Origin of the sequence: Amycolatopsis sp. NPDC050768, from assembly GCF_040654155.1 — a bacterium.
Taxonomy (GTDB): domain Bacteria; phylum Actinomycetota; class Actinomycetes; order Mycobacteriales; family Pseudonocardiaceae; genus Amycolatopsis.
The window spans coordinates 1,259,160-1,271,788 of record NZ_JBFAHL010000001.1 but is presented as its reverse complement, the minus strand read 5'-3'; the positions used below and the strand labels follow the sequence as shown (position 1 = coordinate 1,271,788).

Sequence of the window (12,629 nt, the reverse complement as noted above, 5' to 3'; positions counted from 1 at the left end):
CGTCGTGTCCGAGCTGCTCGTCTCCCGGATCTGCGGCCTGCCCGCCGGCGTGCTCGACGGTCTGCGTGCCCCGGAGACCGTCGCCCTGCTGGAGGAGGCCGAGTCCGCCGCCGCGCGCAAAACCGCGCTGGCGGAACCGGTTTGCGATGCGTTGCACGCCGTGATCGGCCGCGACGAGCTGTCGCGCGAGCAGCGGCGCGGTCTGATCCGGCTTCGTCGGAGCGTGTTCAACGAGCGCTCCGACGAAGCCGGCGTCAGGCTCGCGCGGGAAGTACTGGCCGCCGAGGAGGCGGACCGGCTCGGCGAGTGGCACCAACTGCTGGTGCGCGAGCGTGAGCTACTGGAGAAGGCGACGCGGGCGCTCGGCGCGGAGCTGGCTTCGGCGCAGCACGCCGTGGCTTCGGCCCTGCGCAGCCGGCCCGTGCTGGCCGGGCTGGCGCTGGCGAGCCCCGAGTTCGTCACGGCGTTCACCGAACGCGCTGAGCTGGGCAAACCCGGTGGCCGGCTGAGCCGCAGCGCGGTGTCGTACCTGGTGCGGACCACGTTGAAGCCGAGCCCGTTCGGTGCGTTGACGACCGTCGGCGTCGGGGACTTCGGCGGCGCAGTCGACCCTGGCGCGGGGTGCCGGCTGGTGAGTTCCTCGCGTGTCGCCGCGCGGCTCGCGTATGCGGCGCTGGAGGACGACCCGATCGTGGTGCCCAATGTGGACACTCGTCTGGTCGGCGCGGAGTGGCTGGCCGCACTGCCCGTGCACCTGATGCGCCACGGCGTGTACTTCCGCGAGGACGAGGTCACCGCGCTGGCCGGGCCGGTGCCGCTCGACGCGCGGCCGCGGCGGTTGCGTGAGCTGGCCGCGGAGCTGGGCTGCGCCGTCGACGACGTGCGCCGGCTCGTGGACCAGGGGTTACTGCTGGTGAGCCCGCCGTGGCGGCTCGACGAACCCCGGCACTTCACCGCCTGGGGACGTCCTTCGCTGGCCGAAGCCGAGAAGGTCGTGGCCGGCAGCGCGGACGGCCGGCGCCGGGCAGACGCCGTGCTCGCGTTGCGCGGCCGGCTGCGAACCGTGCTGGCGGAACGCGATCCGGCGCGTGCCGGCTGGCTCGACGGGCTGGGTCTGGTGCACGAAACCGTCGCGCACGGCCCGGAGCCGGAGACCGCGCCGCCCGCGTGGGTGGCGGGGGAGCTCGACCGGCTCGACGGCCTGCTGGGCGCCACCGCGCGGCCGCGCGCGGGGTACTACGACCTGGTCCGGTTTTTCCTGCACCACTTCGAGCTTGGCGGCGTTGCCGACCTGGCCGAGTTCGCGTTCCGCGCGGTGCGGGACCTGGACCCGATGCTGTGGCTTTCGCGCTGCGCCGTGCCCGAACCCGACGTACGCGACATCGTCGGCCCGAGCATCGGCCGTCCGGCGCACTCGGTGTTCTGGCAGGTCGCGGGTGATTCGCTGGTGGTCAACCAGGTGCACCCGGGTTACCTCGGCGCCGTCTCGCGCTGGGCCGGCGTGCCCGGCCTGGCAGCCCGTGTCGAAGCGGCGGTGGCTTCGTTGCACGAGAAGCGTTTCCCGGGTTGCGCGGTGTACCAGGTGACCGCGCACGCCGACTGGACGGACACGCAGCGGCCGGCCGTGCGTTCGGCGCCGTGGCTGTCGTGGGGTGCCGAACGTCCGTCGGCCGGGCCAGGTGGCGTGTCGATCGACGGGTTCCGCGTGCGCCACGACCTGGCCACGGGCACGTTGGAGGTGCTCGACCCGGCCGGGCGGCCGGCCGCGTTGAGCTACCTCGGCGCCGTGCCCGCGCACCTGCTGCGCGGGGTACCGCGGGTGCTGCAGCTGCTGTCGGATCCGTGGCTGTCGCTGGGCCCGTGGGCTCCGGTGCCGGGCGCGGGTTTCCGCGAGCGCGTGACCGACGGGCGGCTGGTGCTGCGCCGTGCTCGCTGGGCGCTGCCGGCGTCGGCGCTGCCCGCCGTCGCCGGCGGACCCGATGTGGACTTCCTCCGCGCCGGCCGGATGTTCCTGGCCGAGCACGGTTTGCCCGAGCAGGTGTTCGTCCGTGGTCTGGCCGCGGGCGGGGTGCCGCAGGGGAAACCGCAGTGGCTCAGCTTCGCCCACCCCCTTGCGGCGTGGACGGCGTTGAAAGGCCTGGCCGGCGCGGGGGAGCTCGAACTCACGGAGGCGCTGCCCGCGGCCGGGGCGAGCGTCGGGCGCGTGACCGAGTTCCTGACGGTGGTGACCCATGCTTGAGACCTTGCTGCGGCCCGACTGGCGTTACTGGCGCGTGTACGTCCCGGACCTCCCGTCCGTCACGCGGCTGCTGAACGAGGTGGTGCGGCCGGTGGTCACTGAACACCCGTTGCGCCGTTGGTTTTTCCTGCAGTACATGGACATGTCGGGCCTCCAGCTGCGCGTTCGGGTTCAGGCGCAGCCGGATGCCGGTGCCGTGGTCGAAGCCGACTTGGACCGCCGCTTCGCCGAACGCGGCACGGAGGTCGTGAAGCGCTGGTACGAGCCGGAGCTGGCGAAGTTCCGCGGCCCCGACGGCGTCGAGTTCGCCGAGCGCGTGGCCCACCTGGGCAGCGACACCGCGCTGGAGTTGCTCCCCGGCCGCGCCTCCGCCCACCGCATCACGCAGGCCGCGGCCCACACCGCCGCGATCGTCGAGGGCCTGCCCGCCGACCAGCAGGTGAGCTTCCTGCACCAGTACGCCTGGTACTGGTCGGGCCGCGGCGCGCGCACGGTCGCCTGGCGCCCGGCCGCGGCCACCGCCCGCCCGGACGACCCGGCCGCGGTGCGCCAGGCGGGCCGGCTGTTCGAGAACGTGACGCGCGAACTGGCCACCGACCGCGTCGGCAAGCCCCTGCGCCGCTACGCCGAGCGCTTTTGGACGGAGTACCGCGAATCGGCACGGCGAGTTTCGCCTTACCGTGCGGCATTCCAGCACGTCCACCTCATGAACAACCGGCTCGGCGCAGTTCCCGGAGAGGAGGCCCAAATCGCGCGGTTGTTGTGGGTGCGGCGATTGCGTAGCATCGGTAATTGATCGGGTAATCCGATAAAACAACAGTTGGGGAGAAATACCATGGACTCAGGCTCCAGCGGCGTTGCCGGCGGTATCGGCGACCCGGACGACGACCACCCGAACCCCGTCGGCGACGCCGTGGTCAGCGGCGTGCGCTCCGTCCTCGACAAACTCGGCCCGGCGGGCAAAAAAGCCGCCGACCAGCTGCCGAAGAAAAAGGACAAGTAAAGCCGCGATTATTCCGGCGAACGTGCCCGCGCGCCGCGAGGGGAAATACGCGTGAACAATGCGGTCACGCACTGACCCGCCAACCGGCAGGGGCGCGGAGAGCGATCCTGACTGTCGCTCTCCGCGCCGGTCGGCCGGCTATTTCGTGCGAGCCGCGATCCAATCCGCGATAACGTCCACTCGCGACGTCGTTTCGACGGTCGCGTGAGGGCAGTCCGGGCCAGTCGTCTCCACGGAGATGAGCTGGCCGCCGCTGCCGGACGGGACGAAGTAGGGCGCGCCCGAGTCGTAGACGCATGCGCTGGTGGTGGGCGAGGGCGCGACGCCGCGGACGCCGACGGTGGTGCTGCCCACGGAGGCGATCTGCACGGTGCCCTGCTGCAGCTTCGAGGACGGCACGGGGTTCTTCGCCGTGTGGCTGCCCCAGCCCGCGAGGGTGAGACGCTGGCCGGCGGCCGGGATCAGGCGGTTCACGGTCAGCGGCGTGATGTTCGGGACCGCGCTGTCGAGCTGCACGAGGGCGACGTCGTTCTCCGCGGATTGCAGCACCTGCGTGGCCTTGCGGGTGACGCCCGCCTCCTTCGCTTCGTCGACCAGGCCGAGCGTGACGGTGGTCGGGTACGGCACCGGGCCGGACACGCGGTTGCGCTGCGCGTCGTGGAAGCAGTGGCCGGTCGTGAGGATCCACGTGGGCGCGACGAGGGAGCCCGAGCAGAAGCTCGTGTACGTGCTCCCGTCCGGGCGCGGGATGCTCGCCATGGTCAGCTTGGCCGTGAAGCCGTACTGGCCCGGGGCCACGTCGGTCCCGTCGGCGACGGCCAGGGCCGGGCCGGCGGTGAGGAGGGGCAGGAGGGCTGCTGCGGTGAGAGCGGCGCGGACGCGCATTCTTTCCCTTCGTCGGGCCACCGGCGGCGCGCCGATGATCGACCCTCAACGCTATCCAGCTACTTCCGGGTCAGGAATTCCCTTGTCGGGCGAAAGAAAACGGGCCCCGCGACCTGTGCGCGGAGCCCGTCTTCTGGTATCTGGGTGTCAGTGGGTCTGCGACAGCACCCAGTCGGCCACCACGTCGACGCGTGAGGTCGTCTCCAGCTGGTCGTGTGGGCAGTCGGGGCCTTCCGACTCGACCGCCACGATCCGGCCACCGTGGCCCGAAGCCACGAAGTAAGGTGCGCCCGAGTCGTAGAGGCAGGCGCTGGTGTCCGCGGCCGGCGCGACGCCGTGCACGCCGAGGGTGGTGGCCGCGACCTCGCCGACTGCCACGGTGCCCTGCTGCAGCTTCATCGACGGAGCCGCGTCCACTGAGCTCAGTGCTCCCCAGCCGGCGAGGGTGAGCTTCTGCCCGACCGTCGGCTCGGAGCGGCTCACCTTGAGCGGCGTGATCCCGCGAACCGGCTTGTCGAGCTTCGCGAGCGCGATGTCGCCTGCGCCGGCCTGGACCACGTCGGTGACCTGGCGCGTCACGCCGAGCTTGCCGCGCTGCACGGTGGTGCCGAGCAGCACCGAAGTCGGGTACGGCACCGGGCCGGAGATCGGGTTGCGGTTCACGTCGTGGAAGCAGTGGCCGGCGGTGAGGATCCACTGCGGCGCGACGAGCGCGCCCGAGCAACCGCTGTCGTAGTGCGTGCCGTCGGGCCGCGGGATGTTCGTCATCGTGAGCTTCGCGGCGAACTCGAACCGGCCCTGCGGCACGTCGGATCCGTTGGCGACGGCCGAAGCGGGTGCGACGGTGGCGAGCGCGGCCCCGAGCGTGAGCAGAGCCGCGGAAACAATCGCGCGAACGCGCATGTCACTTTCCCCCTGGTCAGTGGCACCGGTCCCGGCCGGTGATCGGCGCAGCTTAGCGATGACCGGGGTTCACTCGAAAGAGTTCGGGCAACCGGGCTGCCCGTGGAGCCGGCCCGGTTGCCCGGAGGTTCAGTTCACGCCGACGAGGTCGACGACGAAGATCAGCGTCTCGTTCGGCTTGATCACGCCGCCCGCGCCACGCTCGCCGTACGCGAGGTGCGGCGGGATCACCAGCTGGCGACGGCCGCCGATCTTCATGCCGGCCACTCCCTGGTCCCAGCCGGGGATGACCTGGCCGGCGCCGAGCGCGAAGCGCAGCGGCTCGCCGCGGTTCCAGGACGCGTCGAACTCCGCACCGGTGGAGTGCGAGACGCCGACGTAGTGGACCGTCACTGCATTGCCCGGCTGGGCCTCCGCGCCGTCACCGACGGTGAGGTCGGTGATCTCCAGTTCGGCGGGAGGGGGTCCGTCCGGGCGGTCGATTTCGGGCTTTTCCAAGGTCATGGCGCTCACCGTACCCAGCGGCGTCGCGCTGCGCCGATCGGACTAGGCCCAAAGAGGGGTTAAACGCGAATAGTCTTCACACTTCATCTACCCGTCGGTAGCGTGCGCTGGGTCACCCCTGGGGGAACCTCGTGGACGGGAGCTCCGGCATGCGACGACGCATCCGCACCCTGGCTGTTTCGGCCCTGGCCGTTGTCGCGGCGGGACTCGTGACAGCGGTCGGCGGCGCGCCACCCGCCTCGGCAGCCTTGCCCGGCAACGACTACTGCGCCGGCCAGTGCAACGACATCCTCCCGCCGGGGGAGAACGGCGGCGCGACGCTGGCGGAGATTCTCGGCAACAAGGCGTTCGGCACGCAGCCCGCGCACGCCGACGACCAGCTCGGCAAGTACGCCGACCTCGCCGGCGGCTACAAAACGCTGACCACCGACACCATCGGCAAGTTCTTCAACGACTCCTCCTTCGGCGTCCCCGCCGACCAGGTCGCGAGCACGCTCCAGCCCCGCTCCGACGTCACGATCACCCGCGACAAGGCCACCGGCGTCCCGCACATCCAGGGCACCACGCGCTCGGGCACCGAGTTCGGCGCCGGCTACGCGGCCGCGCAGGACCGCTTGTGGCTCATGGACATCATGCGCCGCGTCGGCCGCGGTCAGCTGACCTCGTACGCAGGTGGCGCGCCCGCGAACCGCGAGCTCGAGCAGTCGTTCTTCGCCGCCGCGCCCTACACCGAGGACGAGCTGCAGCAGCAGATCGAAGCGACGGCCGCCAGCGGCCCGCGCGGCAGGCAGGGCCTCGCCGACTCCCAGGCCTACGTCGACGGGATCAACAAGTACATCACCGATTCCCACAACGGCCGCTACTTCCCGGGCGAGTACGTGCTCACCGGTCACGTCGACGCGATCACCAACGCCGGCACTATCGAGCCGTTCAAGCTCACCGACCTCGTGGTGCTCGCGTCCGTGGTCGGCGCGCAGTTCGGCGCAGGCGGCGGTGGTGAGGTGCAGAACGCGATCGCGAAGCTCGCGTTGCAGGAGAAGTACGGCGTCGCCAAGGGCGAGCAGGTCTGGCAGAGCCTGCGCTCGGCCGACGACCCCGAAGCCGTGAAGACGCTGCACGACGGCCAGACCTTCGACTACGGCATGACCCCGGCCAATCCGCAGGGCTTGGCCTTGCCGGACAAGGGTTCCGTCACGCCGCAGCAGCTCGTCTATGACCAGTCCGGCTCCGCGACTACCAACTCGCCCGCGAAGGTCGACGTCAAGGCGCCGGCGGACCAGCAGGCGGCGAAAGGCATGTTCGACAACGGCGTGCTGCCCGGCGACATGCTGAGCGACAAGCACGGCATGTCCAACGCGCTCGTCGTCTCGGGTTCGAAGACCGCCAGCGGCCACCCGGTCGCCGTGTTCGGCCCGCAGACCGGGTACTTCGCGCCGCAGCTGCTCCTACTGCAGGAACTTCAGGGCCCGGGCATCAGCGCGCGCGGCGCGTCGTTCGCCGGCATCTCGATGTACGTCCTGCTCGGCCGCGGCCAGGACTACTCGTGGAGCGCCACGACGTCGGCGCAGGACATCATCGACACGTTCGCGCTCCCGCTGTGCGACCCGAGCGGCAAGGCGGCCACGAAGGACTCGAACTACTACCTGTACCAGGGCCAGTGCCTGCCGATGGACACCGTGGAGCGCAAGAACTCCTGGTCTCCGACGGTGGCCGACGGCACCGCCGCCGGTTCGTACACGCTGCGCAGCTACCGCACGAAGTACGGCCCGGTCGTCAGCCGCGCGACGATCGGCGGCAAGCCGGTGGCGTACGCGTCGCTGCGGTCCTCGTACTTCCACGAGGTCGATTCGCTCATCGGCTTCCAGGAGTTCAACGACCCCGACTTCATCCACTCCGCGGCCGACTTCCAGCGGGCCGCGAGCGACGTGAACTTCACCTTCAACTGGTTCTACGCCGACTCCAAGGACGTCGCCTACTTCAACTCCGGCGCCAACCCCGTCCGCAATTCCACTGTGGACCCGATGATGCCGGTGTGGGGCGACAAGGGCTACGACTGGCAGGGCTGGAACCCCGACGGCAACAAGGCGAACTACACGCCGGCCTCGCAGCACCCGCAGTCGGTCAACCAGGACTACTACGTCAGCTGGAACAACGCGCAGGCCAAGGGCTACGCCTCGGGCGGCGCCGACAAGTCGGCCGTGCACCGAGCCGACCTGCTCGACACGCGTGTGAAGGCGCTCATCAACAGCGGCACCAAGGTGACGCGCGTGAACCTCGCGCAGGCCATGGAGGACGCGGCGCTCGCCGACTTGCGGGCCGAGGAGGTCTTGCCGCTTCTGCTGCAGGTGCTCGACAAGACGCCGCTCACCGGCGCGGCGGCCGACGCCGAGGCGAAGCTGAAGACGTGGCTGCAGCACGGTCACCAGCGCGTGGAATCGGCGCCGGGCAGCAAGGCGTACAACGACGCCGACGCGATCCGGATCATGGACGCGTGGTGGCCGCTGCTCGTCACCGCGGAGTTCAAGCCCGCACTGGGCGACGACGCGTTCACCGCGATGACGAACGTGCTGCAGGTCAACGAAAGCCCGTCCGGTTTCCAGAACGAGCTGCCGGGCAAGCACGTCGGCCAGCCACACCAGGGTTCGTCGTACCAGCACGGCTGGTGGGGTTACGTCAGCAAGGACATCCGCACGGTGCTGGGGCAGCCCGTCGCCGGTCCGCTGGGCAGCACGTTCTGCGGCGGCGGCGACCTCACCACCTGCCGCACCGCGCTGGTCGACTCGCTGACGGCGGCCACGGCGCAGCCCGCCACCACCGTGTACCCGGGTGACGCCGACTGCTCGGCCGGTGACCAGTGGTGCGCCGACACCGTGATCCAGCGGCCGCTCGGCGGCATCACGCACGACAAGATCAGCACACAGAACCGGCCGACGTTCCAGCAGGTCGTGGAGTACCCGGCCCACCGCGGCGACAACGTCAGCAACCTCGCCGCGGGCAAGCCGGTGAGCGCCACGAGCGCCGAGACCGGCTTCTACAACTCGCCCGCGTCGAACGCCGTGGACGCAAACGCGAACACGCGGTGGGCAAGCGACTGGAGCGACAACCAGTCGATCACCGTCGACCTCGGTTCGGTGCAGCAGGTCGCGCGCGTGGTGCTGTCGTGGGAAGCGGCGTACGCGAAGGGCTACAAGGTGCAGCTCTCGGCCGACGGCGAGAACTGGCGCGACGCGGCCGTGGTGACCGACGGCAACGGCGGCGCGGACAACGTGTCGTTCACCCCGTCGGACGCCCGGTTCGTCCGGATGCAGGGCGTGCAGCGGGGGACCGGTTACGGCTACTCGCTGTACGAGTTCGAGGTGTACGCGCACTGAAAGACGTGGTCGGCTCGCCGGCGCGGGTGAGCCGACCGCCACATCACGGCTGCGAGGCCGTGGGCGCCATTGCCGATCCGGCCAAAAGTAGGCGCGCCCCCCCGGGCATACCGGAAGCCTGCGACGCAGGTCATAGCGCCGTGGCTGTGGCCGGATCGGCAACGGTGATACAGCTACGGTGTCTTTCATGGACGATTGGACACCGCGCACGATCGCGATCGCGGCCGGGCGGCCGCACGGCCCCGGCGAGCCCCTGAACACTCCGATCGTGGCCACGAGCACGTTCGAAGCCGGCGGTGACTCCGTCTACGCGCGCTCCGACGGCACCGAGACCTGGCACGCGCTCGAAGAGGCCGTCGGTGCGCTGGAAGGCGGCCACGCCACCAGCTTCGGCTCCGGTGTCGCGACCCTGTCGGCCGTGCTGGACACGCTGCCGGTCGGCTCGTCCGTGGCGGTCCCGACGTTCAGCTACGCGGTGACGCGCGGCGCGATGCACCACGCGGAGAAAATGGGCCGCATCACCGTCACCGAGCTCGAACCCACCGACACGCAGGCGTGGCTCGACTGCGATGCCGACCTGCTGTGGCTCGAGTCGCCGACGAACCCGACGCTCGAAGTGATGGAGATCGAGACCATCGCGCGCGGCACCCGCGGCCGGGTCGTCGTGGACAACACCTTCGCGACGCCGCTGCACCAGCAGCCGCTGAAGCTGGGCGCGGACATCGTGGTGCACAGCGCGACGAAGCTCATCGGCGGTCACAGCGACCTGTTGCTGGGCATCACCGTCGCGGCCGATGAGTCCATCGCGGCCGAGCTGCGCGGCGCGCGTACGCGCATCGGCTCGACGCCCGGCGCGCTCGAAGCGTGGCTCGCCTTGCGCGGCCTGCGCACGATGCCGGTGCGGCTTGCGGAGCAGACGAAAACGGCGGCACTGCTGGCTTCCCGCTTGGCGGAACACCCGGCCGTCACGAAGGTGCGTTACCCCGGGTTCGGGATGATGGTGTCGTTCGAGCTGGCCACGGCCGAAGCCGCCGACAAGGTGTGTTCCACCGTCCGGCTGATCCGCGCGGCGACGAGCCTCGGCGGCGTGGAAAGCCTGGTGGAGCGGCGTGCGTGGCTGCCGGGTGAGGAGCGCGTGCCCGCCGGTTTGCTGCGCTTCAGTGTCGGCCTGGAGGACCCGGAAGACCTCTGGCGCGACCTCGTTACCGCATTGGGCTGAACTCGGTCAACAATTCACGGAGCTTCGCCGGCGGGCCGGAAACTGTTACAGTAAAGGCACGGTTCCGCCGGCTTTCGTGTGTGTGAGCGCGGTGTTGAGCCACTTCATCGCCAGGGTCCGCGGGTTCGTTACCTCCATTTACGGTGCTTTTAATCACCGTCGAAAACGTTTCGTGTTCCCCCCATTTCTCCGGCAGGATCAGCGGACGCGGTGGGGGTCACCGCGCTTTCTTCCAGGGAGAACAACACGTGAAGAAGACCCTGGGCAGACTCGCGGGCGCTGTGCTCGCAGGCGCCCTGATCAGCCTCGCCGTCACGCCCTCCGCCTTCGCGCAGGACGAAAACGGCAGCACTCCGGCGACGTCGGAGACCGCCCCGGCGACCACCGACGCGCCGGTTACGGACGCACCGACGTCCGACGCGCCCACTTCGGACACGCCGAGCTCGGACGCCCCGACTTCCGAGGCGCCGTCCTCTTCGGACACCCCGCCCACCACCGGCGGGCAGCCGACCGACACCAGCCAGCCGGGCAACCCGGGCAACACCGGTGAGCCGAGCGACTCGTCGACCCCGACCACGTCGGGCTCCGAAGAGACCTCCACGCCGGAGGAGCCGCCGTACGAGGACGACATCGCTTACGGCGTCGACTTCGACGGTGGCCAGGGCCTGTTCGTGATCGCCTGCGCCGCGGGCGAGCCGACCAACGTGTCCTCGACCGACTTCGACCTGATCGAAGGCCCGCACCAGGACGAGACCGACGGCCGCTACTGGGGCTGGCTCGTGCAGCGCCACGACGGCGTGTCCTTCGACGCCGGCAACGTGACCGCGACCTGGACCTGCGGCGGCGACCAGACCGGCGACCAGCCGGTTCCGCCGGCGGGCGGCGCGGGCGCGGGCTCCGCGGGCACGACCAACGGTGACGGCAACTCGCAGGTCAAATACGCGCCCAAGGGCGGCGTCGAGACCGGCTTCGGCGGCATGGCCGCTTGATGGCGAATACTGCGCCGATCGTTACCAATCCGACCACAGCCACGGCCGGATGGCTTCGCAGTAACGGTTACGTGCCGCGCGGGGGCCGGCCTACTTTTGGCCGGATTGGTAAGTGCGGGCAGGGCGTCGCGATCGCGGGCGCCCTGCTCCTTTCCCTGACGCTGAGCGGCTGCGGTTCGGATGCCCCGGCAACCGCCGCGAAGCCCGCGCCGGTGAGCAAGCCGGTGCCGGTGACCAAACCGTTCACCGGGCTGAGGCCGACGTCGGTGGAGATCCCGAAGATCGGCGCGAAGTCGTCACTGATCACCGTGCTGCCCAACAAGGACGGGCAGATCTCGGTGCCGTCGGTGAAGACGCCGATGCAGGCCGCGTGGTACCGCCTCTCGCCCGTGCCGGGTGAGGTCGGCCCGGCGATCGTGCTGGGGCACGTCGACGGCAACCACCAGCCGGGCATCTTCTACAAGCTCAAGGACGTCAACCCCGGCGACGAGGTCGACATCGAGCGCAGCGACGGCAAGAAGCTGAAGTTCGTGGTGGACCACAAGGACGAGGTCCCCAAGGACACCTTCCCCACGCAGGCGGTCTTCGGCAACACCGACAAGCCGCAGCTGCGGCTGATCACGTGCGGTGGCGTGTTCGACCACGCCGAGCACAGCTACAAGGACAACATCGTCGTGTACGCGAACCTCGTCTCCTGACCGTTCCCGAACGCGATCACGCAGCCCGGTGCCACCAGCGGCCGGGCTGCGGTCGTTTTCCAGGCCGGTTCAGAGCAACGGCGTGAGCAGCCCGCGCTGCTCTTCCGGCACATACTCCGCGTAGTTGTCATAAAGCGCTCGCCGCGCCAGCCGCGCCGCCAGTTCGCCGTCGGCCGCGCGCACGGCTTCCAGCACCTCGGCGTGGTGGCCCAGCCACGACTGCATCAACGCCGAACGGTCGCGGGCATGCGAGAGTTTGTCCTCGATCAGCTCCAGCACCACTCCGCGCACGACCTCGGCGCTCACTACCAGCAGCGGGTTTCGGGACGCGCGGGCGATCGTCTCGTGGAACGCCACGTCGGCCCGGCTGAACTGCGCGAACCCCTCCTGCGCGCCGGCGCGCATGGCCGCGAGCGCGGTGTCCAAAGCGGACAGATCGGCTTCGGTGCGCAGTTGCGCGGCCAGCAGGTGGGCCGAACCGTCGAGCACCATCCGGAACTGCAGCAGCTCCGCCAGCCCCACGTGGTCGGCGCGGGCGAGCCGGTGCATCGAGCGGTGCAACGCCGCCGGTGACGCGGCCAGCACCTCGGGGCCACGCGGGTCGCCGGGCCGCGACCGGATCAGCTCGGCGGCCTGCAGCACGCGCAATGCTTCCCGCACCGTCGAGCGGCCGACGCCGAACTGCGTCATGAGCTCGCGTTCGCCGGGCAGGCGCTCGCCGGGTTTGAGGCGGCCGCTGACCACGGCCTCCTCGATCTGCTCCACGATCCGCTCGTAGGCGCGGACCGGGGCCACCGGCTCGAACTTCATCCCTTGAC

11 protein-coding genes are annotated in these 12,629 nt (G+C 70.4%); 7 read left to right on the top strand and 4 right to left on the bottom strand.

Annotated features, from left to right (window positions below; genetic code table 11):
• Positions 1-4: 4 nt before the first annotated feature.
• Genes AB0H62_RS06480 through AB0H62_RS06470 form a run of 3 tightly spaced genes read left to right on the top strand, consistent with a single transcriptional unit; the run spans position 5 to position 3,242 of the window.
• Entirely contained in the window at positions 5-2,239 is a 2,235-nt protein-coding gene (locus tag AB0H62_RS06480; RefSeq protein WP_220245465.1) for a hypothetical protein, read from the top strand.
• Positions 2,232-3,035: a thiopeptide-type bacteriocin biosynthesis protein gene (locus AB0H62_RS06475; RefSeq protein WP_360584481.1), complete on the top strand. Its 804-nt coding sequence runs from the start codon at positions 2,232-2,234 to the stop codon at positions 3,033-3,035. Before AB0H62_RS06480 ends, AB0H62_RS06475 begins: the two co-directional genes overlap by 8 nt.
• 39 nt (positions 3,036-3,074) lie before the next feature.
• Complete coding sequence (locus AB0H62_RS06470; RefSeq protein WP_220245467.1) at positions 3,075-3,242, top strand: hypothetical protein; 168 nt, start codon at positions 3,075-3,077, stop codon at positions 3,240-3,242.
• Positions 3,243-3,380: 138 nt separating this feature from the next.
• Here the strand turns inward: AB0H62_RS06470 and AB0H62_RS06465 are convergent, their stop codons facing one another.
• From AB0H62_RS06465 to AB0H62_RS06455, 3 genes are all read right to left on the bottom strand, one after another.
• A complete protein-coding gene (locus tag AB0H62_RS06465; RefSeq protein WP_220245468.1) occupies positions 3,381-4,127 on the bottom strand; it encodes a trypsin-like serine protease in 747 nt (248 codons plus the stop codon).
• Positions 4,128-4,274: 147 nt separating this feature from the next.
• On the bottom strand, positions 4,275-5,030 hold the full coding sequence (locus tag AB0H62_RS06460) for a trypsin-like serine protease (protein ID WP_220245469.1): 756 nt from the start codon (positions 5,028-5,030) through the stop codon (positions 4,275-4,277).
• Between the two features lie 129 nt (positions 5,031-5,159).
• The gene (locus AB0H62_RS06455; RefSeq protein WP_220245470.1) at positions 5,160-5,534 is read right to left on the bottom strand and encodes an FKBP-type peptidyl-prolyl cis-trans isomerase; all 375 of its coding nucleotides are present in this window, start codon (positions 5,532-5,534) and stop codon (positions 5,160-5,162) included.
• Positions 5,535-5,683: 149 nt separating this feature from the next.
• On the opposite strand from AB0H62_RS06455, the gene AB0H62_RS06450 reads away from it, so the two are divergent.
• The 4 genes from AB0H62_RS06450 to AB0H62_RS06435 all read left to right on the top strand — a co-directional run bounded on the left by AB0H62_RS06450 (position 5,684) and on the right by AB0H62_RS06435 (position 11,811).
• Positions 5,684-8,905 carry a penicillin acylase family protein gene (locus AB0H62_RS06450; protein ID WP_360584478.1) on the top strand — a complete coding sequence of 1,074 codons (3,222 nt, stop codon included), beginning with the start codon at positions 5,684-5,686 and terminating at the stop codon, positions 8,903-8,905.
• 187 nt (positions 8,906-9,092) lie between these two features.
• Positions 9,093-10,124, top strand: coding sequence for a PLP-dependent transferase (locus tag AB0H62_RS06445; protein WP_360584476.1), 1,032 nt, complete (start codon positions 9,093-9,095; stop codon positions 10,122-10,124).
• Between the two features lie 248 nt (positions 10,125-10,372).
• A complete protein-coding gene (locus tag AB0H62_RS06440) occupies positions 10,373-11,113 on the top strand; it encodes a hypothetical protein (RefSeq protein ID WP_360584474.1) in 741 nt (246 codons plus the stop codon).
• Positions 11,114-11,217: 104 nt separating this feature from the next.
• Positions 11,218-11,811: a class F sortase gene (locus AB0H62_RS06435; RefSeq protein WP_220247274.1), complete on the top strand. Its 594-nt coding sequence runs from the start codon at positions 11,218-11,220 to the stop codon at positions 11,809-11,811.
• Positions 11,812-11,880: 69 nt separating this feature from the next.
• Here the strand turns inward: AB0H62_RS06435 and AB0H62_RS06430 are convergent, their stop codons facing one another.
• On the bottom strand, positions 11,881-12,621 hold the full coding sequence (locus AB0H62_RS06430) for a FadR/GntR family transcriptional regulator (RefSeq protein WP_220245474.1): 741 nt from the start codon (positions 12,619-12,621) through the stop codon (positions 11,881-11,883).
• Positions 12,622-12,629 lie beyond the last annotated feature (8 nt).

Excerpts from the sequence above, each read along its gene's own strand:
- AB0H62_RS06475 (WP_360584481.1), top strand. The coding sequence starts at position 2,232 with ATGCTTGAGACCTTGCTGCGGCCCGACTGGCGTTACTGGCGCGTGTAC.
- AB0H62_RS06470 (WP_220245467.1), top strand. The coding sequence starts at position 3,075 with ATGGACTCAGGCTCCAGCGGCGTTGCCGGCGGTATCGGCGACCCGGAC.
- AB0H62_RS06465 (WP_220245468.1), bottom strand. The coding sequence starts at position 4,127 with ATGCGCGTCCGCGCCGCTCTCACCGCAGCAGCCCTCCTGCCCCTCCTC.
- AB0H62_RS06460 (WP_220245469.1), bottom strand. The coding sequence starts at position 5,030 with ATGCGCGTTCGCGCGATTGTTTCCGCGGCTCTGCTCACGCTCGGGGCC.
- AB0H62_RS06455 (WP_220245470.1), bottom strand. The coding sequence starts at position 5,534 with ATGACCTTGGAAAAGCCCGAAATCGACCGCCCGGACGGACCCCCTCCC.
- AB0H62_RS06450 (WP_360584478.1), top strand. The coding sequence starts at position 5,684 with ATGCGACGACGCATCCGCACCCTGGCTGTTTCGGCCCTGGCCGTTGTC.
- AB0H62_RS06445 (WP_360584476.1), top strand. The coding sequence starts at position 9,093 with ATGGACGATTGGACACCGCGCACGATCGCGATCGCGGCCGGGCGGCCG.
- AB0H62_RS06430 (WP_220245474.1), bottom strand. The coding sequence starts at position 12,621 with ATGAAGTTCGAGCCGGTGGCCCCGGTCCGCGCCTACGAGCGGATCGTG.